Raw genomic sequence first — 18,692 nt, forward strand, 5'->3', positions numbered from 1 at the left:
CAATTAGTGCACATCACGCCAATACTCTTTCTTAAGCAAAATCACGATGATAGTGAAGATGACTAAGAAGGCCATTACCCACCAACCCATAGCGTGACGCTCAAGTTGAACTGGGTCGCCAGAGTAAACCAAAAAGTTAACAAGGTCACGAACCGCTTCGTCGTATTCACCAGAACTTAGTTCACCAGAACCGTCAGTTTCAGTACCAACAACCACAGTTACCTCTTCACCATCTACCATGTGAGTATCGTAGATTGGTGTCGGGATACCTTGCAGCTCTTCAAGAACGTGCGGCATACCAACACTTGGGAAAACAATGTTGTTCACACCAAATGGACGTGATGGATCTTCATAGAAAGTACGAAGGTACGTGTATAGCCAATCGGCACCACGAACACGAGCAACCAAAGTTAGGTCAGGTGGCGGAGCACCAAACCAACTTGCCGCTTGCTCTGAAGGCATAGCGTTAACCATCAAGCTACCGATTTTCGCTTCAGGGTCGAAAATCAGGTTTTCCTTCATTAGATCAACAGGGATCTCTAAATCATTCGCAACACGTTCATAGCGCTGGTACTGCGTTGAGTGACAAGCAAAACAGTAGTTCATGAACATCTTAGCGCCATTTTGCAATGAAGCTTTATCTGTTAAGTCGTTGTTTGCTTTGTCTAATGGTACGTTTGCACCCGCTGCCATCACCAATGACGGCAACATAGCAAATAAAATTACAATCCACTTTTTCATTTGAATGTCACCCTTTCTGGTAATGGTTTCGTCGCTTCATTTTTACTGTAGAACCACAGTAGAACGAAGAACATGAAGTAACCTAAGCTAAAGATTTGAGCTAGTAGCGTGTATGTTGGCGTTGCAGGAAGCGCACCAAGTACACCAAGTGCAATAAAGCTTATTGTGAATTGGATGATGTTAATCAAATGCAGTTTGCTACGGTAACGGTAAGAGCGCACTTTACAACGGTCGAACCATGGCAGTAGGAATAGCACAACAATAGATGCACCCATTGCTACTACACCTAGCAGCTTATCAGGAACAGCACGAAGTACAGCGTAGAACGGCGTGAAGTACCAAACTGGAGCAATGTGCTCTGGTGTTTTCAGTGGGTTTGCAGCTTCAAAGTTAGGCGGCTCAAGGAAGTATCCACCCATCTCTGGGTTAAAGAACAGCACATAACAGAACAAGAATAGGAAACCAGCAACACCTACCATATCTTTCACAGTCCCGTATGGGTGGAAAGGAATAGAGTCGATGATGTCGTATTTCTTAGTGTAATCCTTGTGGAATGGGAACTGAGTTTTGTAGTCGTCGCCCATTGTGCCTTTCGGAAGCTTAGTCTCGATGCCATCTGGGTTGTTTGAACCCACTTCGTGCAGAGCTAGTACGTGAAGTACGATAAGCAGCAGAAGAACAATTGGTAGCGCGATAACGTGCAGTGCGAAGAAACGGTTCAGGGTTGCACCAGAGATGATGTAGTCACCACGGATCCAAAGCGTTAAGTCATCACCGATAACAGGGATCGCACCAAACAGAGAAATGATTACCTGAGCACCCCAGTAAGACATTTGACCCCATGGTAGTAAGTAACCCATGAAAGCCTCAGCCATAAGCACTAAGAAGATCAACATACCGAAGATCCAAAGTAGCTCACGAGGTTTTTGGTAAGAACCGTAGATTAGACCACGGAACATGTGCAGGTAGATAACAACGAAGAATGCCGAAGCACCCGTCGAGTGCATGTAACGTAGTAGCCAGCCGTATTCCACATCACGCATGATGTATTCAACAGAAGCAAATGCACCGTCGCCAGACGGTACGTAGTTCATTGTTAGCCAAATACCTGTAACGATTTGGTTAACCAACACCAACATTGCCAAAGAACCGAAAAGGTACCAAAAGTTAAAGTTCTTAGGCATTGGGTATTCAGATAAGTGCTTTTTGTAAGCATTCATCGCGGGTATACGTTTTTCAACCCAGTCTAGTAGTCCTTGCATTATGCATCTCCCTCGTCAATACCGATAAGGATCTTGGTGTCGCTTAAATACATATGCTTTGGCACAACAAGGTTCAACGGTGCAGGTACGCCTTGGAATACTCGACCAGCCATATCAAATTTCGAACCATGACACGGACAGAAGAAACCAGACTTAACACCCTGAACTTGTTCTGCAAAAGAATCTGGCAGGTAAGTTGGAGAACAACCTAAGTGCGTACAGAAACCAACAGCAACGAAGAATTCCGGCTTAATTGAACGGAATTCGTTCTGTGCGTATTCAGGTTGTTGTTCAGCTTCAGATTGAGGATCACGAAGTTGACCACCAATAGACTTTAGGTTTTCTAATACCGATTCAGCACGGCGAACAACCCATACAGGTTTACCTTGCCACTCGACACGAACCATTTGTCCCGGTTCCAACTTACTGACTTCCACTTCCACCGGCGCGCCCGCAGCTTTCGCCTTGGCACTCGGATTCCATGATTTAATAAAAGGCACGGCTACAGCAGCTGCTCCTAAACCACCAACAACGGCTGTTGTTGCGGTTAAGAAACGCCTGCGACCGTTATTTAAAGGCGCGTTGCTCATCCAAACATTCTCCCATTTGCTCCTTATGGATTGAAATTATTCCGATTAAAGAGCATGGCTAACAAAATATGTATTTAGTTCTATTTATTGACGGCAAATGATAAATAAAACCCTACTTTTTGACAAGATAAAGCTACCTTTTTGTAACAATCATGAGGCAAAGCGCACATTGGGTTACAAAAGCTTTCAAAATATAAGAATTTGGAAATAAAACGAGGGAGGGAAAGCGTTTAGCGGGGGTATAAAAACAAAAAGCCCGGCATATAGCCGAGCTTTGAACCACAATTCCAGTAATAAAACTGGGAGCGTGTACTTTTTCGTAAAGAAAAATTAACGCTTAGAGAATTGAGGTTTACGACGTGCTTTACGTAGACCAACTTTCTTACGTTCAACGCAACGAGCGTCACGAGTAACGTAGCCAGCTGCACGTAGAGCAGGACGTAGAGTTTCATCGTACTCCATAAGAGCGCGAGTGATACCGTGGCGGATTGCGCCAGCTTGACCAGAAATACCACCACCAGAAACAGTGATGTAAAGGTCAAGTTTCTCAGTTAGTTCAACTAGCTCAAGAGGTTGCTTAACAACCATACGAGAAGTTGGACGACCGAAGTAAACATCAAGGCTACGCTTGTTGATTACGATCTCACCAGAGCCTGGTTTGATGAAAACACGAGCTGCTGAGCTTTTGCGACGACCAGTGCCGTAGTATTGATTCTCTGCCATTTTCATAATCCCCTTAGATGTCTAGTACTTGTGGCTGTTGAGCAACATGGTTGTGCTCAGTACCAGCGTACACTTTAAGCTTACGGTACATCGCGCGGCCTAGAGGACCACGTGGAAGCATACCTTTAACTGCTAGTTCTAGAACCATTTCTGGTTTCTTAGCAATTAGCTTTTCAAAAGTGATAGTTTTAAGACCACCTGGGAACTCAGAGTGACGGTAGTAAACCTTACCCTTAGCTTTGTTACCAGTTACAGCAACTTTCTCAGCGTTAACAACGATGATGTAATCACCAGTGTCTACGTGAGGAGTGTATTCTGCTTTGTGCTTGCCGCGTAGGCGAGAAGCGATTTCACTTGCTAGACGGCCAAGAGTTTTGCCTTCAGCGTCTACAACATACCAGTCGCGTTTTACAGTTTCTGGTTTAGCAACGAAAGTTTTCATGCTAATAATTACCTATTTAAAAAATTTACACTTAAGGAATACTCGCGTATTCCCACTGTCTAAGAGTTACCATTCATCACCCCTTCGAGTGTTGGAAAACTCTTGGCATAACGTGATTTTACTCATCGCTAGAGGCCCGCAGTAACGGTAGGTCGCAGGATTATAGAGAAGAGCGAAGAAAAAATCACCTCTTTTTGAACAAAATCACGATTTTTTTAATTCTATTTCTTATTCGAGATAATCAGAGCTAACTTAAGTGTTCTTTTGCCAAATATTCATGGCTCTGCATTTCGATTAAACGCGACTGACAACGTTTAAATTCAAACTCTAGCTGGCCATGGGTATACAATTTTTCTAGCTCAACTTCCGCTGAAATGATCAATTTCACATTACGCTCGTAGAACTCATCCACCAACGCGATAAAGCGTCTCGCTGCATCATCTGAAGTCGCGCCCATTTGCAACACATCAGCCAACAGAACGGTATGGTAGACACGAGAAAGCTCAATGTAGTCATTCTGGCTACGAGCCGACTGGCAAAGCTGAGCAAAAGTACCATGCAGTACGCCATCACTCGCTTCAACGACATCTAGTTGTCGATGATTGACCTCGATCTGCTTAAGCTTCTCTTTATCTTCACCGACTAACTGTGCGTAATATTTTTCAAGGTTGATATTCGCTTGGCTATCCAACGGGTAATGATAAATTTCAGCCTGCTCTAAGGTACGTAAACGATAATCAATGCCACTATCAACATTAAGAATGTGGCAGTTATCTTGAATCAGCTTAATTGCAGGTAAGAAGCGTGCGCGTTGTAAACCGTTACGATACAGATCTGCCGGCGGAATGTTTGAGGTTGCCACCAAGATAACGTTACGAGCGAATAACTCTTGGAACAAAGTCCCTAGGATCATGGCATCCGTGATATCAGAAACAAAAAATTCATCGAAGCAGATAATATCCGCCTCTTCTTTCAATTTATCTGCAACCAAAGGCAATGGGTCGCTAACGTTACCGAGAGCCTTCAACTCATCATGCACTCGATACATAAAGCGGTGAAAGTGAACACGCATTTTTTTAGTGGTCGGTAAGGCATCGTAGAACGTATCCATTAGATAAGTTTTACCACGCCCTACACCGCCCCAAAAATAGAGACCCTTTGGTGGTTGTGGCAGTTCTGGCTTTTTACCCATTAATTTCTGGAATCGAGTCAGTTGAGGAATGGGCGTATTCATGTAATCTTGGAATTGATGAAAGAGTTCATCTAAAGATTTAACTGCTTGCTCTTGTGCTGGATCTCTTTGAAATCCATGTTCTTTTATATCTTGTTCGTATTTTTTGATGGGATTCATGACGACATTTCCACAATGAAAGCGATATTCAGACAGCAAATAAAAATGGGCTCAGACAGCACGAGAGATTAAGTAATGCGGTGAATAATGCAGCACTAAACTGCTAACTAGCGCACACGCATTTCTCTTTATACTGCGGCTTTCTCATAGTACCATGGAGCCGTAGCACGTGTAACTAAGCAGTAACAAACATGTTAAAAAACAATAATAAGGAGCTGTTATGCCTTGGATGTATGCCGTTGCCGGTTTACTAGTCGGAGTTATTTTAGGGGTCGCTATTTCTCGTCTTATGACACCTGAATACAAAAAACAAAAGAACGTACAGAAAGAATTGGATAGCGCAAAGTTTGCCCTGGAACAGCAGCGACAAGAGCTGGCTGACCACTTTGCGAAATCAGCAGAAATGTTGGACACCTTAGGTAAGGACTACACAAAACTGTACCAACACATGGAAAAAACAAGCTCAGAGCTGATTCCTAACCTGCCAGAGCAAGACAACCCGTTTGTGAAAACAGCCGCGGCTCATTCGGACAAATCACAAGATAAACCTTCAATTAAAGAAGCGACACTTGAGGAACAACCGAAAGATTACGCGAATGGCGCAACCGGTTTATTTACAGAACAGAAGAAAGAGATCATTGATGCTCCTGATGTAGTGACAGCAAAAGCATCATAAACATTTAACACTTCTGTGAACTTTACAAAGGTTTTTGAGTCATAACTTTCACTCAGGTCATTTGAAACTTCTCATACTTATTACACGTAGTGAGAGGGGTAAGACCTTAACTAGAGAGGAGTTTATGATGAAAAAACCTTTGCTTGCTTTATCAGTACTGACTTTAAGCTTAAGTTCAATCATCACCCCCATTCAAGCAACGGCCGCACTACCATTAAGTGTGGGTAACGAACAATTACCAAGCCTAGCGCCCATGCTGGAACAAGTGACCCCCGCTGTGGTTAGTATTGCCGTAGAAGGCAAACAGGTACAACGTCAGCAAATCCCTGAACAATTTCAATTCTTTTTTGGTCCCGAACAAACACGAGAGCGCCCATTCCGCGGATTAGGCTCTGGTGTCATCATTGATGCCAAGAAAGGCCACATCGTGACTAACTATCATGTGATTAATGGTGCCGACGATATCAAAGTAAAACTTTATGATGGTCGAGAATACGATGCCGAGCTTATCGGTGGCGACCAGATGTCGGATATCGCACTGCTTAAACTCGAAAAAGCCAAGAACCTTACCCAGATAAAAGTGGCAGACTCAGACAAGTTAAGAGTCGGTGATTTTAGTGTCGCAATTGGCAACCCGTTTGGACTCGGGCAAACCGTGACATCAGGCATTGTTTCTGCGCTCGGTCGTAGTGGCCTAAACCTAGAGAACTTTGAGAACTTCATTCAAACCGATGCAGCAATCAACAGCGGTAACTCCGGTGGCGCACTAGTGAACCTCAACGGTGAACTGATTGGTATCAACACTGCCATTCTTGGCCCTAACGGAGGCAATGTCGGTATCGGCTTTGCAATCCCGTCCAATATGATGAAAAACCTGACAGAACAAATCCTCGACTTCGGTGAAGTAAAACGCGGCATGCTTGGTGTTCAAGGTGGTGAAGTCACCTCTGAATTGGCAGAGGCACTAGGCTATGAATCCAGTAAAGGTGCCTTTGTTAGCCAAATTGTACCTGATAGTGCCGCAGACAAAGCAGGTCTGAAAGCAGGCGATATTATTGTCTCTATCAACGGTAAGCGCATTGATACCTTTAGTGAGCTGAGAGCTAAAGTGGCAACTCTAGGTGCGGGTAAACAAATTGAGCTTGGTGTAGTTCGCGATGGAAAGAGTAAGACCTTTGACGTAACTCTTGGTGAATCAACCAACAGCAAGACACAAGCAGAAAAACTGCATGAAGGCTTAGCTGGTGCAGAGCTCACCAACACAACAGACAGCGACTCAGCAACGGGCGTGAAAGTGTCAAGTGTGGCTCAAGGCTCACCAGCAGAAGCTTATCAACTTCTCAAAGACGACATCATTATTGGCGTCAATCGCCAAACCGTTAAGAATCTTGCTGAATTTAGAGAGATACTTGAGAAACAGCCGGGCGTACTAGCGCTAAATATCCAACGTGGCGACAGGACTATCTACCTCGTTATTAGATAGTCATACGTCAGCGTAATAACAGGGAGGCTCAGTAAGTTTGCTTTAAACTTACTCAGTCTCCCTTTTCTTTAGATGAATCAAAATGCTATGCTTCACTAGTAATCAAGTCAGTCATCCATCTACGGAGGCTTTACACCTTACTTGTTGAAGAGGGAAACATGCTGTCCTTTCTATTTCGTTCTATTTCCCTTGGACTTGTTTCAGCGGCGCTTATCCTTCTTGCATTTCCAAGCTTGAGACCCGCTATTGTTTCTGATGTTACCAGCCCTAAAGTGGATAACATCGGTTCACTTCAGATTTCATTTAATCAAGCTGTACGCCGCGCGGCGCCAGCTGTAGTCAATATTTATAGCCGTAAATACGCAGAAAGCGATCGCAACAAACTGCTGACTCAAGGTTTGGGTTCAGGAGTAATTGTCAGCGAAAAAGGCTACATCATTACCAACTTCCACGTGGTTGCTCAGGCAGACCAAATCGTAGTGGCACTTCAAGATGGCCGAGTCGCTGCCGCACAACTTGTCGGCTCAGACAAACGCACCGATATCGCGATACTGAGAGTCAGCGGTGACAACCTACCAGTGATTCCATTAAACCCAAGCTACAAAGCCAATGTCGGTGATGTGGTACTGGCGATCGGTAACCCATATAACCTAGGCCAAACAACAACCTTCGGCATCATCTCAGCAACGGGTCGCTCTTCGATCAGTGCCGATGGCCATCAAGCCTTTATCCAAACCGATGCGGCGATCAATGAGGGTAACTCTGGTGGTGCACTGGTTAATTCACAAGGTGAGTTAGTTGGCATCAACACCGCTTCTTTCCAGCAAGCTACGGATATGGAAACCTACGGGATCTCATTTGCTATCCCTTACCCACTGGCTAATAAAATCATGGAGAAGATCATCGCGGATGGTCGTGTCATTCGTGGTTATATCGGCATCGATGGTCAAGACATCAATTCAGTCACGTCACGTTTGCTTGGCACCAAGAATATTGGCGGGATTGTTGTATTAGGTATAGACCCGAACGGGCCAGCTGCTGATGCAGGCTTTGAAGCGCAAGATATCATTGTTAGCATCAACAACACCCAAGTTAATGGACGTCAGAGCGTGATGGACATTGTTACTGACTTACGCCCGGGCACGGTTATTGATGTCGGTATTTTACGCCAAGGTGAGAACAAGACGCTTAAGGTCACCATCGCTGAAGATACTCGTTTGTAAGTTAAGCTCTATAGGTTAGCTGTTCAAAGCACTAAAGTACGAATACAAAAGAATACAGATACAAAAAACCCAGCTATCAGGCTGGGTTTTCTTTTATCCGAAGATGGTATCAAGTTTCTCTATGATTCACTTGGCTCATCGATGTCGATACGAGTCACTCGTTGTAATCCTCTCGGCAGTAACCCACCACGACGACCACGCTCACCACGGAAGTTTTCAAGATCCGATGGTTTCAAACCAAGCTTACGTTTACCCGCGTAGATAGTCAGCGTCGCGTTCTCAGGGATAGCCATCAAGTGCGATACAAACTCTTCACGCTCTTTTGCTTTCGCAGAAGGGATGTTGATGATCTTGTTACCCTTACCTTTGCTCAGCTGAGGTAGGTCTTTAATCGGGAACAACAACATACGCCCTTGGTTGGTAATCGCTAGAATCTGGTTACTGTCCAAATCAGCAATCGGGCTTGGCATCATCACTTCAGAAGACTGTGGCAAGTTCACTAACGCTTTACCGCTCTTGTTCTTCGAAAGCAGATCACTGCCCTTACAAACAAACCCGTATCCGGCATCGGAACCGACTAACCATAGCTGCTCATTCTCTCCCATCACCACTTGGCGAATAGAAGTACCAGGGCTCACGTTCAGGCGGCCTGTAATCGGCTCACCTTGGCTTCGTGCCGACGGTAATGAATGAGATTCAAGGGAGTAGCTTCGGCCATCACTGCCAAGGAACACCGCTTGTTGATTACTCTTACCCTTAGCGCTCGCTAAGAATTTATCACCTGACTTGTAGTTCAAGCCCTCAGCATCAACCTCATGCCCTTTCGCATGACGAATCCAACCTTTCTCAGACAGCACAACCGTGATTGGCTCACTTGGAACAAGGTCACGCTCTGTTAGCGCTTTCGCTTCTGCACGTTCAACCAATGGAGAACGACGGGCGTCACCATATTTCTCGGCATCCGCTTGGATTTCTTTCTTGATTAGGGTGTTTAGACGACGCTCAGAACCGAGTAGTTTTTCAAGCTTATCGCGTTCAGCTTCAAGCTCTTCTTGCTCGGCACGAATCTTAAACTCTTCTAACTTAGCTAAGTTACGAAGTTTAATATCTAAGATAGCGTTCGCTTGTGTCTCAGTAATATTGAAGCGGCTCATCAGTACAGGACATGGGTCGTCTTCTGTACGAATGATTTCAATCACTTCATCAATATTGAGGTAAGCAACCAGCAAGCCCTCTAAGATGTGTAGGCGAGCTAATACTTTGTCTAGACGGTATTGCAGACGACGACGAACGGTTGTGCGACGGAACTCAATCCACTCTTTCAGGATTTGAACCAGACCTTTAACTTGAGGGCGATTGTCTAAGCCAATCATGTTCAAGTTAACACGGAAGTTCTTCTCTAGATCCGTCGAAGCAAACAAGTGACTCATCAGCTGATCGCAATCGATGCGATTCGAACGAGGAACCACTACGATACGCGTTGGGTTCTCGTGATCAGATTCATCACGCAGATCGTCAACCATTGGTAGCTTCTTAGCTCGCATCTGGTTAGCGATTTGCTCAAGCAGTTTAGCGCCTGATACTTGATGAGGCAGAGCTGTGATAACAATATCAGAGCCTTCTTTGTGCCAAACTGCGCGCATCTTGATGCTGCCGCGACCTGTTTTGTAGATCTTTTCGATATCCGACTTCGGAGAGATGATCTCAGCTTCTGTTGGATAGTCAGGACCCTGCACGCTTTCCATGATGTCCGATAGCTCAGATTTAGGGCTATCAATCAGCTTAATGGTTGCGTCCGCAATCTCACGCACGTTGTGTGGTGGAATGTCGGTTGCCATGCCTACCGCGATACCCGTGATACCGTTCAGTAGGATATGAGGCAAACGTGCTGGCAACATTTGTGGCTCTTTCATCGTGCCATCAAAGTTTGGTTGCCATTCAACCGTGCCTTGGCCTAATTCACCCAGAAGAACTTCAGCAAACTTAGACAGTTTCGCTTCGGTATAACGCATTGCAGCAAATGATTTCGGGTCATCCGGTGCACCCCAGTTACCTTGACCATCTACCAATGGGTAGCGGTAAGAGAACGGCTGCGCCATCAGTACCATCGCTTCGTAACAAGCAGAGTCACCGTGTGGGTGGTACTTACCTAGTACGTCACCAACGGTACGTGCTGATTTTTTATATTTCGAAGCGGCCGATAGACCAAGCTCAGACATCGCATAGATAATACGACGCTGTACAGGCTTAAGGCCATCACCGATATAAGGCAATGCACGATCCATGATCACGTACATTGAGTAATTTAAGTAGGCGTCTTCGGTGAACTTGCGCATTGGCAACTGTTCAACGCCATCAAATGTAATTTCGTTAGACATCCATTATACCTCGGCCATATCACCGTTAGTCTGTAGCCATGTGCGGCGATCATCAGCGCGCTTTTTACCTAGCAGCATGTCCATCATCTCAAGAGTCGCTTCGTTGTCATCAATGGTTAATTGAACAAGACGACGAGTGTTTGGATCCATGGTGGTTTCACGCAACTGAAGTGGGTTCATCTCACCCAGACCTTTGAATCGTTGTACGTTGATTTTGGATTTCTTCTTAGACAAACGCTCAAGCACGCCATCTTTTTCATCGTCATCCAATGCGTAGAACACCTCTTTACCACAGTCGATACGATACAGTGGCGGCATTGCTACATAGATATGACCCGCTTCAACTAATGCGCTGAAGTGACGAGTGAATAGCGCACATAGAAGTGTTGCGATGTGAAGACCATCCGAGTCCGCATCGGCAAGGATACAGATCTTACCGTAACGCAGGCCTGATAAATCGTCGTTGTCTGGGTCAATGCCCAAAGCAACAGAGATATCGTGCACTTCTTGTGAAGCCAAAACTTGGTCTGCTGACACTTCCCATGTATTTAAGATCTTACCGCGCAGTGGCATGACTGCTTGGAACTCACGATCGCGAGCTTGTTTAGCAGAACCACCCGCCGAGTCCCCTTCCACGAAGAAGATTTCGGTGCGGCTTAAATCTTGAACCGAACAGTCAGTTAGTTTCCCCGGCAGTGCTGGGCCTGATGCGATTTTCTTACGCACAACCTTTTTGCTCGCGCGCATACGGCGGTGAGCATTAGCAATACATGCTTCAGCCAGTTGCTCTGCCAATTGCGGCTTTTCATTCAACCAAAGGCTGAACGCATCTTTTACCACACCAGAAACAAACGCTGCGGTTTGACGAGAAGATAAACGCTCTTTTGTTTGGCCAGCAAACTGAGGGTCTTGCATCTTCACAGACAACACGTATGAACAACGATCGAAGATGTCATCACCCGTTAGCTTTACGCCACGTGGTAATAGGTTACGGAATTCACAGAACTCACGCATTGCATCAAGCAGACCTTGGCGAAGACCGTTTACGTGTGTACCACCTTGCTTGGTCGGTACTAAGTTCACGTAACTCTCGGTGATCATATCACCGCCTTCTGGTTGCCAGATAATAGCCCAGTTAGCCATTTCCGTTTCAGCAACGAATTCACCCACATAAGGTTCTTCTGGTAGCAGGGTATAACCTTTCACGCCTTCAGCAAGGTAGTCTTTTAGACCATCTTCATAGAACCATTTATGCTCTTCACCGCCAACTTTGTCGACAAAGGTGATTTCTAAACCTGGGCAAAGTACTGCTTTTGCTCGTAGGTTGTTGATAAGGCGAAGTGTCGAAAATTTAGGACTGTCGAAGTATTTTGGATCAGGCCAGAAATGTACTGATGTACCGCTGTTACGATGGCCACAAGTGCCTGTTACAGTCAGCTCTGTTACGGCATGACCACCTTCAAGTGCGATCTCGTGAACCTGACCTTCTCGGCGAACGGTCACTTCAACACGTTTTGATAGTGCGTTTACAACCGAGATACCTACCCCGTGCAAACCACCAGAGAACTTGTAGTTGTTGTTTGAGAATTTACCGCCAGAGTGGAGCTTAGTTAAGATTAGCTCAACACCTGAGATCCCTTTTTCAGGGTGGATATCAACGGGCATACCACGGCCGTCATCGGTAACTTCTAGCGATTGGTCTGCATGAAGCACAACTTTGATCTTCTTAGCGTGTCCCGCTAGTGCTTCATCGACCGAGTTATCAATGACTTCTTGGGCAAGGTGGTTAGGTCTTTCTGTCTCGGTATACATTCCCGGGCGGTGTCGCACAGGATCGAGACCTTCAAGTACCTCGAGGTCTTTTGCATTATATTGTTCAGTCATAATACGGAGTTTACTCAAAAAGTTTGCGTCAGTTCGCTGGCTCTAGTTTCACTAAAGCAGAATCATTACTATGAACCGTCATAGTAGAGCGAACGAGCGAAGTATTGGGGAATATAGTCTGGAAGCTGAGTAATGATGTCAAGCTAGTTCAAAAACTAAGACATCAAACTATGATATTTCACCATTGATAGATGAAATAACAGGCAAACAAGAGAAAATCACTCGATTGGTGGAACAGATTAAAGATTTAGAAAGGTGATGATTTGCTGTGGGTAGCGTTCAAAATCAACAAAGCTATGATCCCCACCCTCTTCTACTGTCTGTGTTGCACCTTGGTACTTCTCTACCGCTTGTCGGTAATCCAGAACTTCGTCTTCCGTTTGCTGAAGCAGCCAGAAGTCGCTCGGCTTTTCGATAGCCGGCACATCTAACGCCTTCAATTCATCAATATGCTTTGTTTCCAGTACATATCGTTCATCTGTGTATGGGTTTACTTGTTCACCTAAATAGTCAGCCAACAACTCATAAGGCTTCACTGCAGGGTTAACCACAACCGCTTTAAAACCATAGTGACTATTAAGCCATGTTGAAAGGTAGCCCCCCAACGAGCTGCCGACTAATGCGATCTGGTACTGATCTTTATATTGCTCCACCAGCGTTTGCAAATGAAGTGCCGCTTGCTGAGGAAAACTCGGCAGTTGAGGTGTAATCACCTTGATATCAGCGCGATGCTCTGCACAGTAATCAGCCATCACCGTCGCCTTGTGGGAACGTGATGAGCTGTTAAATCCGTGAATATAAAGAAGCAGTGATGGCTTAACTGTTTGTTTATCGGTGCCAGCCATTAATAACCGCCTGCAGCAAAGTCAGGTAGGAATTGCCCATGAGGTAAACGGCGAACTTGCGTGGTCACCGTGCCATCTTGATGCAATTCAATCTCTCGCCAACCCGGAGACAAAGTATCCACCGCAAAGTCATTCGAGTTAGGTTTGAATTGAACACAAGTCGACGGTGTTGCCATGACTTGTACACCATGATGGTCTCGATTCATGTCTTGGTGAACATGACCACACAACACGGCTTTCACATTGGTGTGTTGTTGAACCACATCCCAAAACTGGTCAGCATCTTTAAGATTGTGTTGATCCAACCATGCACTGCCAACCAAAAGCGGATGATGGTGCAAGAGAACTAAGGTGTTGCGTTCTGGGAATTCTGATAGTTTCTGCTCGAGTAGATCAAGTTGCTGATCACTCAGTCGCCCGTGAGGCACACCCACGACTTGGGAATCCAACATCACCATTTGCCAGTTATCACCTAGCAAGACATGCTCAACGCATTGAATTTGTGGTGATGGTAAAACGCTACCCATATTCGGCTTGAAGTCATGGTTGCCCGGAAGCCAGTAACAAGGCTTTTCTAAAGGCTGAATCCCTGATTCAAATTTCTGGTAAGACTCAGCACTGTGATCTTGCGAGATATCACCCGTCGCTAAGATCGCTTGGTAGTCAAAGTCCTGACTAACAATGCCATCGACTACAGCACGAAAGCTATCTTGAGTGTTGATGCTTAATAAGCTGCCATTGCTCGGCGCAAATAAATGCGTGTCCGTTAGCTGCACAAGCTTAATACTGCTCTCATCAAATTTTGAAGTGTGTGATAATTCCAAAATAACAAATCCAGATACGTTACTGTTTAGACTTTAAAGTGTTCTTAAATAGGCTCAATTAAAAGGCAATTGGGGTTCGGCTGATACCAGTTTTTAAACAAAACGTTAACCATTCCCCAAGAAATTTATTCAATTGAAATTTCTCGTCCTTTTGCAGAAGCTTAGTGTTGGGATAGTCATATTTCGCTTTGACACGCGAAAAATCCCCGCTAGCGCACACTTCTGCAACTCGAGCGTCGTGATATAGCCTGACAGACATTTTTGGCAAAGGAAACACTGGCATCGCGTCACTCTGACATATATCTATTAATGTGGTGTATTTTGTGACCTCATTCACTGTCAATTGATACACCATATTAACGGCTTGGTAACAGCGCACGTCACCAACCTCATGCCCAACCGGTAACAAAGCGTTAAGTTTGGCATAGTTAGTCTCGTAAACTCGCATCAATTCAGCAAGATCAACATGATACGGTTTTTTGACCGCTATATTTGGCATGACGTTAATCTATCCACTCTGACTGTAATTCTTGGTAGTTCAATTGTAGCCACTGTAGCGCAATGATCGTGGCTCCATTTTCGAACACACCGTCTTTTACTAACTGATAAGCGGCTTCACGACTCATCACTTGCACACGAATGTCTTCACCTTCGTAATCCAATCCGTGCACCCCTTTCGCAGTCGTTGCATCAACACAGCCAACAAAAACGTCGAGCTTTTCTGAGCAACCACCAGATGAAGGGTAATACGAAGTAATAGGCAACACAGATCCGACTTCGACTCCCGCTTCTTCCATCGCCTCACGACGGGCAACGTCTTGCGGTGATTCTTCGGTATCAATGATCCCGGCAACAATTTCGTATTGCCATGGATTCTCATGCTCTAAAGCACCAACACGAATCTGTTCGACGATCACAACTTCATCACGCACAGGATCATAAGGTAGCAAAGCGGCAGCATGACCACGCTCAAACATCTCACGCTGTATTGGTTGGCTCCAGCCTCCCTCAAACAGTCTATGTTTAAATGTGTACTTAACCATTTTGAAAAAACCACGAAACAGCGTCTCTTTTGAGACTATTTCCACATCTTGCGGAGTAAACTCATGTCGTTGATTGTCATACTGTTGCATTTGGTACCTCACTAAGTGATCTTTATAGTTTACTCATTGTCCGAGTTAACTACCAAGGATAAGGTTCAACTTTTTATATAAAATTTATAATTAAAGTTAAGTTTTAAAAAATAAATATTGCACAAGTGGACAGTTAACTGTAAAAAAGTGCAAAGTTTCGAGTAAATTACCACCAAACTGGGTTAAACTCTTTTAAAGAAAATTCCATAAAAGGCAGGAATAGGAAAATGAAAAAACTGCTTCCACTATTTATCAGTGCAGCAATTGGCAGCCTGAGTTCGTCAGCTTTTGCTGATACGCTAGCTGAAGTTTACGACCAAGCAAAACAGAACGATCCACAACTTCTTCGTTCAGCAGCGCAGCGCGATGCCGCTTTTGAAGCAGTAACGTCAAGCCGTAGTGATTTGCTACCACAAATTAATCTAACAGCAAACTACGACATTAATCGTGGTGATCGAGATACATCAGGTGTTGGTAATTCAAGCATTGATAACAACACTTGGGGAGCTGCTATCGGCTTCAGCCAAGAGCTTTATCAGCGCTCTTCATGGATCACACTAGATACGGCAGAGAAAACCGCTCGTCAATCTGATTCAGCTTACGCGGCAGAACAACAAGCCTTGATTCTTCGTGTTGCGACAGCATATTTCGAAGTACTTCGCGCTCAAGATAACCTAGAGTTTGTTCGTGCAGAGAAAGCAGCAGTTGCTCGTCAACTAGAGCAAACTAAACAGCGTTTTGAAGTAGGTCTTTCAGCAATCACCGATGTACATGATGCGCAAGCTCAGTACGATGCCGTTTTGGCTGATGAAGTTCTTGCAGAGAACGACCTAACGAATAGCTACGAAGGGCTTCGTGAGATTACAGGTCAGGAACACTCTAACCTAAGCATCCTAGATACTGATCGTTTCTCAGCAAGCAAATCTTCTGAGTCTGCCGTTGCGCTTGTTGAACAAGCAGAACAAAAGAACCTGAGCTTATTGGCTGCACGTATCTCTCAAGACGTAGCAAAAGACAACATCTCTCTAGCAAGCTCTGGTCACCTACCAAGCTTAACACTAGATGGTAGCTACGCTCTTTCAGATCAATCAAACAGCACCCAAGATTACGACCAAGACAACCTAAACATTGGCTTGAACTTAGTTGTGCCTCTATACACGGGTGGTAACACAACTTCTTTGACTAAACAGGCTGAATACAACTACGTTGCAGCAAGTGAAGATCTAGAAGCGACTTACCGTAGCGTTGTGAAAGACGTACGTGCATTCAACAACAACATCAGTGCTTCGATTGGTGCTCTACGCGCTTATGAACAATCTGTAGTGTCTGCTCAGTCTGCTCTAGAAGCAACAGAAGCTGGTTTTGATGTTGGTACTCGTACTATTGTTGACGTACTTGATTCGACTCGTCGTCTATACGATGCGAACAAAAACCTTTCAGATGCTCGTTACAACTACATCCTAAGTGTGCTTCAGCTTCGCCAAGCGGTTGGTACGCTAAGTGAACAAGACATTGTTGATGTAAACGCAGGTCTAAAAGTAGCAAGTAAGTAATTCTTAGTTACTAAAGTTACAGTTATAAAAATGCCGCTCATTGAGCGGCATTTTTATTATCTATTCAAAAGCGAGCATAGAAGCTAAAAGACCGAAGGTTAACCTCGACCGCCTTTGATCGCTTTAATGATTTCAGTAGTCGAGCAACCGTCTTCAAAGTTAAGCACTTTCACTTCACCGCCAGCAGCAATCACTTCCGCACCACCAGCAATCTCTTCAGGTTTGTAATCGCCACCTTTCACTAAGATGCTTGGTAGCACTTCAGAGATCAAACGTTGAGGCGTATCTTCAGAAAACGGAACAACCCAATCAACTGCGCCTAAGCCAGCCAGGACCGCCATACGACGATCGGTAGGATTTACAGGGCGACCAGGGCCTTTTAAACGTTTCACTGAATCATCAGTATTCACAGCAACGATTAAACGATCGCCTAATTCAGCAGCGTGGTTCATGTAAGAAACATGGCCAGCATGCAAAATATCAAAACAGCCGTTAGTCATCACCACTTTCTCGCCTTTAGCACGAGCACGCTTCACCGCTTCGACCAGTGCCGCTTCAGAGATCACGCCATAGTCTGTATCTTGGCTACCGTGAATCGCTTCCGCTAATTCAATCGTAGACAGGGTCGATGTACCCAGCTTACCAACGACCACACCAGCCGCCGCATTCGCTAATGCACACGCTTCATCCAGTGGCTTACCAGCGGCAACAGAAGCAGCAAGGACAGAGATAACCGTATCACCAGCACCCGTCACGTCATACACTTCTTTCGCTTGAGTCGGCAAATGGAATGGTGCCTGACCTTTACGTAGTAACGTCATACCATGCTCACTACGAGTCACTAACAAAGCTTCGAAGTCATACTTCTCAATCAAAGCGATGCCTTTCTCGATAAGGTCTTCTTCAGATTTAACCTTACCAGCTACCAGCTCGAACTCTGCCATGTTTGGCGTAAGCAGAGTCGCACCACGATAACGTTCTAAATCAGCACCTTTCGGATCGATAAATACAGGAACGTTGGCCGCGCGCGCTTTTTGAATAAAGCTCTGCACATGCTCCAATGCACCTTTCGCGTAATCAGACAGGATTACAGAGCGAACATTAGGAAGCGCTTGTTCCATGCGAGATAAAACCAATTCAGGGTCGGTGTTTTCAAATTTGTCTTCAAAATCAAGACGGATCAACTGTTGACCACGGCTCATCACTCGTAGCTTAGTGATCGTTGGGTAATCTTCTAGCTCAACGAAATCACACTTAACCTTAAGTGCACCTAAGGTATTTTTTAACACCTCGGCTGGTTCATCTTTACCAGTTAAACCAACAACATGAGCATGACCACCAAGAGAGGCAATGTTCATTGCAACGTTGGCAGCACCACCAGGGCGCTCTTCGTTATTTTCTACTTTTACAACGGGTACAGGTGCTTCTGGCGAAATACGGCCAGTTGGACCATACCAGTAACGATCAAGCATGACGTCACCGACAATAAGAACACCTGATTGGCTGTAGTCAGGTAGAATTGGTTTCATTGTTGAACTCCAAAAATCGAATCTGGCTAGAGTCTAGCACACTGATTACAGTGGC

Annotated in this window: 17 protein-coding genes; 4 read left to right on the forward strand and 13 right to left on the reverse strand. The window is 45.1% G+C overall.

Annotated elements, in window-relative coordinates; all coding sequences use genetic code 11:
- Positions 1-3: 3 nt before the first annotated feature.
- The 6 genes from L1D37_RS17335 to zapE form a co-directional block, all read right to left on the reverse strand.
- A complete protein-coding gene (locus L1D37_RS17335; protein WP_239848583.1) occupies positions 4-741 on the reverse strand; it encodes a cytochrome c1 in 738 nt (245 codons plus the stop codon).
- Positions 738-2,003, reverse strand: coding sequence for a cytochrome bc complex cytochrome b subunit (locus L1D37_RS17340; protein ID WP_239848584.1), 1,266 nt, complete (start codon positions 2,001-2,003; stop codon positions 738-740). Before L1D37_RS17340 ends, L1D37_RS17335 begins: the two co-directional genes overlap by 4 nt.
- A complete protein-coding gene (gene petA / locus L1D37_RS17345; protein WP_004740757.1) occupies positions 2,003-2,593 on the reverse strand; it encodes a ubiquinol-cytochrome c reductase iron-sulfur subunit in 591 nt (196 codons plus the stop codon). The genes L1D37_RS17340 and petA overlap by 1 nt, the downstream gene beginning before the upstream one ends.
- A gap of 330 nt (positions 2,594-2,923) precedes the next feature.
- On the reverse strand, positions 2,924-3,316 hold the full coding sequence (rpsI, locus tag L1D37_RS17350; protein WP_004740758.1) for a 30S ribosomal protein S9: 393 nt from the start codon (positions 3,314-3,316) through the stop codon (positions 2,924-2,926).
- 13 nt (positions 3,317-3,329) lie between these two features.
- Positions 3,330-3,758 carry a 50S ribosomal protein L13 gene (gene rplM / locus L1D37_RS17355; RefSeq protein ID WP_010434689.1) on the reverse strand — a complete coding sequence of 143 codons (429 nt, stop codon included), beginning with the start codon at positions 3,756-3,758 and terminating at the stop codon, positions 3,330-3,332.
- 247 nt (positions 3,759-4,005) lie between these two features.
- Positions 4,006-5,109, reverse strand: coding sequence for a cell division protein ZapE (gene zapE / locus L1D37_RS17360; RefSeq protein ID WP_239848585.1), 1,104 nt, complete (start codon positions 5,107-5,109; stop codon positions 4,006-4,008).
- A gap of 220 nt (positions 5,110-5,329) precedes the next feature.
- On the opposite strand from zapE, the gene zapG reads away from it, so the two are divergent.
- The 3 genes from zapG (at position 5,330) to degS (ending at position 8,491) form a co-directional block, all read left to right on the forward strand.
- Positions 5,330-5,785: a Z-ring associated protein ZapG gene (zapG, locus tag L1D37_RS17365; RefSeq protein ID WP_017629363.1), complete on the forward strand. Its 456-nt coding sequence runs from the start codon at positions 5,330-5,332 to the stop codon at positions 5,783-5,785.
- Positions 5,786-5,912: 127 nt separating this feature from the next.
- Positions 5,913-7,268, forward strand: coding sequence for a Do family serine endopeptidase (locus tag L1D37_RS17370; RefSeq protein WP_239848586.1), 1,356 nt, complete (start codon positions 5,913-5,915; stop codon positions 7,266-7,268).
- Positions 7,269-7,426: 158 nt separating this feature from the next.
- Positions 7,427-8,491: an outer membrane-stress sensor serine endopeptidase DegS gene (gene degS, locus L1D37_RS17375; RefSeq protein ID WP_176680892.1), complete on the forward strand. Its 1,065-nt coding sequence runs from the start codon at positions 7,427-7,429 to the stop codon at positions 8,489-8,491.
- A gap of 119 nt (positions 8,492-8,610) precedes the next feature.
- Here degS and parC read toward each other — a convergent pair whose 3' ends face one another.
- From parC to nudF, 6 genes are all read right to left on the reverse strand, one after another.
- On the reverse strand, positions 8,611-10,869 hold the full coding sequence (gene parC, locus L1D37_RS17380; protein ID WP_239848587.1) for a DNA topoisomerase IV subunit A: 2,259 nt from the start codon (positions 10,867-10,869) through the stop codon (positions 8,611-8,613).
- A 3-nt stretch (positions 10,870-10,872) separates the two neighbouring features.
- Positions 10,873-12,753, reverse strand: coding sequence for a DNA topoisomerase IV subunit B (gene parE / locus L1D37_RS17385; RefSeq protein ID WP_017629367.1), 1,881 nt, complete (start codon positions 12,751-12,753; stop codon positions 10,873-10,875).
- Positions 12,754-12,992: 239 nt separating this feature from the next.
- Positions 12,993-13,598, reverse strand: a complete 606-nt coding sequence (yqiA, locus tag L1D37_RS17390) for an esterase YqiA (protein WP_239848588.1) — start codon at positions 13,596-13,598, stop codon at positions 12,993-12,995.
- Entirely contained in the window at positions 13,598-14,422 is an 825-nt protein-coding gene (cpdA, locus tag L1D37_RS17395; RefSeq protein ID WP_239848589.1) for a 3',5'-cyclic-AMP phosphodiesterase, read from the reverse strand. Before cpdA ends, yqiA begins: the two co-directional genes overlap by 1 nt.
- Before the next feature lie 58 nt (positions 14,423-14,480).
- Entirely contained in the window at positions 14,481-14,921 is a 441-nt protein-coding gene (locus L1D37_RS17400) for a DUF1249 family protein (RefSeq protein ID WP_008222561.1), read from the reverse strand.
- A gap of 4 nt (positions 14,922-14,925) precedes the next feature.
- Positions 14,926-15,555, reverse strand: a complete 630-nt coding sequence (gene nudF, locus L1D37_RS17405; RefSeq protein ID WP_239848590.1) for an ADP-ribose diphosphatase — start codon at positions 15,553-15,555, stop codon at positions 14,926-14,928.
- 227 nt (positions 15,556-15,782) lie between these two features.
- Here nudF and tolC point away from each other — a divergent pair, with 227 nt between their 5' ends.
- A complete protein-coding gene (gene tolC, locus L1D37_RS17410) occupies positions 15,783-17,108 on the forward strand; it encodes an outer membrane channel protein TolC (protein ID WP_176680888.1) in 1,326 nt (441 codons plus the stop codon).
- A gap of 98 nt (positions 17,109-17,206) precedes the next feature.
- Here tolC and hldE read toward each other — a convergent pair whose 3' ends face one another.
- Positions 17,207-18,637 (reverse strand): bifunctional D-glycero-beta-D-manno-heptose-7-phosphate kinase/D-glycero-beta-D-manno-heptose 1-phosphate adenylyltransferase HldE, encoded by a 1,431-nt coding sequence (hldE, locus tag L1D37_RS17415; RefSeq protein WP_176680887.1) that lies wholly within the window; start codon positions 18,635-18,637, stop codon positions 17,207-17,209.
- Between the last annotated feature and the right edge of the window lie 55 nt (positions 18,638-18,692).

The sequence above is a fragment of the Vibrio sp. Isolate33 genome (assembly GCF_022397895.1).
GTDB classification, from domain to species: Bacteria; Pseudomonadota; Gammaproteobacteria; order Enterobacterales; family Vibrionaceae; genus Vibrio; species Vibrio pomeroyi.

Excerpts from the sequence above, each read along its gene's own strand:
- L1D37_RS17335 (WP_239848583.1), bottom strand. The coding sequence starts at position 741 with ATGAAAAAGTGGATTGTAATTTTATTTGCTATGTTGCCGTCATTGGTG.
- L1D37_RS17340 (WP_239848584.1), bottom strand. The coding sequence starts at position 2,003 with ATGCAAGGACTACTAGACTGGGTTGAAAAACGTATACCCGCGATGAAT.
- petA (WP_004740757.1), bottom strand. The coding sequence starts at position 2,593 with ATGAGCAACGCGCCTTTAAATAACGGTCGCAGGCGTTTCTTAACCGCA.
- rpsI (WP_004740758.1), bottom strand. The coding sequence starts at position 3,316 with ATGGCAGAGAATCAATACTACGGCACTGGTCGTCGCAAAAGCTCAGCA.
- rplM (WP_010434689.1), bottom strand. The coding sequence starts at position 3,758 with ATGAAAACTTTCGTTGCTAAACCAGAAACTGTAAAACGCGACTGGTAT.
- zapE (WP_239848585.1), bottom strand. The coding sequence starts at position 5,109 with ATGAATCCCATCAAAAAATACGAACAAGATATAAAAGAACATGGATTT.
- zapG (WP_017629363.1), top strand. The coding sequence starts at position 5,330 with ATGCCTTGGATGTATGCCGTTGCCGGTTTACTAGTCGGAGTTATTTTA.
- L1D37_RS17370 (WP_239848586.1), top strand. The coding sequence starts at position 5,913 with ATGAAAAAACCTTTGCTTGCTTTATCAGTACTGACTTTAAGCTTAAGT.
- degS (WP_176680892.1), top strand. The coding sequence starts at position 7,427 with ATGCTGTCCTTTCTATTTCGTTCTATTTCCCTTGGACTTGTTTCAGCG.
- parC (WP_239848587.1), bottom strand. The coding sequence starts at position 10,869 with ATGTCTAACGAAATTACATTTGATGGCGTTGAACAGTTGCCAATGCGC.
- parE (WP_017629367.1), bottom strand. The coding sequence starts at position 12,753 with ATGACTGAACAATATAATGCAAAAGACCTCGAGGTACTTGAAGGTCTC.
- yqiA (WP_239848588.1), bottom strand. The coding sequence starts at position 13,598 with ATGGCTGGCACCGATAAACAAACAGTTAAGCCATCACTGCTTCTTTAT.
- L1D37_RS17400 (WP_008222561.1), bottom strand. The coding sequence starts at position 14,921 with ATGCCAAATATAGCGGTCAAAAAACCGTATCATGTTGATCTTGCTGAA.
- nudF (WP_239848590.1), bottom strand. The coding sequence starts at position 15,555 with ATGCAACAGTATGACAATCAACGACATGAGTTTACTCCGCAAGATGTG.
- tolC (WP_176680888.1), top strand. The coding sequence starts at position 15,783 with ATGAAAAAACTGCTTCCACTATTTATCAGTGCAGCAATTGGCAGCCTG.
- hldE (WP_176680887.1), bottom strand. The coding sequence starts at position 18,637 with ATGAAACCAATTCTACCTGACTACAGCCAATCAGGTGTTCTTATTGTC.